This is a genomic window from Mesorhizobium sp. M7A.F.Ca.CA.004.06.1.1, assembly GCF_003999135.1.
Taxonomy (GTDB): Bacteria; Pseudomonadota; Alphaproteobacteria; order Rhizobiales; family Rhizobiaceae; genus Mesorhizobium.
In genome coordinates, this window is sequence record NZ_RZPQ01001146.1 from 1 (window position 1) to 1,207 (window position 1,207).

General features: G+C 65.1%; 1 protein-coding gene. It reads right to left on the bottom strand.

Annotated features, from left to right (window positions below):
• Positions 1 to 283 precede the first annotated feature (283 nt).
• On the bottom strand, positions 284 to 1,207 hold a 924-nt coding region (locus tag EN906_RS34615; RefSeq protein WP_127375798.1), incomplete at its 5' end, for an aminotransferase class III-fold pyridoxal phosphate-dependent enzyme.

Consider the following 1,207-nt stretch of genomic DNA (forward strand, 5'->3'; position numbering starts at 1 on the left):
TCCGTGCTCCATGGCTGACTGCTCCCGCCATCCATGGCCATCAACGGCAGCCGCATCATCGCCACCAGCGGCGCCAGCATCAGGTCGCCGCCGATGCTGGCCGCTTCTTGCGTCCGTCGGCTCTTGCCGGTCTTTCTCATGGAAACAAAACCCCTTGTCGCGGCCGAATCAGCCGCAGCCCCACACACTACGCGCTTGTAGTGGAATTCGTTCGCTCCCCGCGTCAGCATGGCCTCAAGGCTGGGCGCTCCCGCCGAGGAGCGCCCAGCCGAGGGGTCGAGTTCTACCGCTTGCGCAGGTCGGCTTGCGCCAGATCCAACGCCTTCGAGATGCGATCGCAGGCCATATCGATCGTATCACGGGTCCAGATCAACGGCGGCGACAGGATCATCGTGTCACCGGTGGCGCGCAGCATCATGCCGTGCGCGATGGCATGATCCCGCACGGTTACCGCCGCACTTCCAGCCGGCAGGAACCGCTCCTTGGTCGCCTTGTCCTTGACGATCTCGATCGCGCCCATCAGTCCGATCGAACGCACCTCGCCGACCAGATCATGTCCGGCGATGCGCTCCTGCAACGCCTTGGCGAAGTAAGGGCCGGTGTCGTTCCGGACGCGGTCGACCAGCCCTTCGCGCTCGATGATCTCGAGGTTCTTCAGCGCCACGGCGCAGGCCACCGGGTGGCCGGAATAGGTGTAGCCGTGATTGAACTCGCCGCCCTTCTCGACCAGCGTCGAGGCGATGCGGTCGCCGACCAGCAATGCCGACAGCGGCTGATAGCCCGAGGTCAGAGCCTTGGCGGTGGTGATCGTATCGGGCTCGATACCGAGCGTCTGGGCAGCGAACCACTCGCCGGTGCGGCCATAGCCGGTGATGACCTCGTCCAGCATCAGCAGGACATCGTATTTGCGGCAGATGCGCTGCACTTCCGGCCAGTAGCTCGCCGGCGGTATCTTCACGCCACCGGCCCCCATGACCGGCTCGCCGATAAAGGCGGCAACCTTGTCGGCGCCGGCTTCGAGGATCGCCTCCTCGACAGCCCCGGCCGCGCGCAGGCCGAAATCATGGTCGCTCTCTCCCGGCAGCGCCAGTTCATAGGCGTAGGGCATCATCACATGGACGATGTTGGGCACCGCACCGTTGAGCTGCTTGTGCATACCATCCATGCCGCCGAGCGAGGTGCCGGCAACGGTCGAGCCGTGATAGGC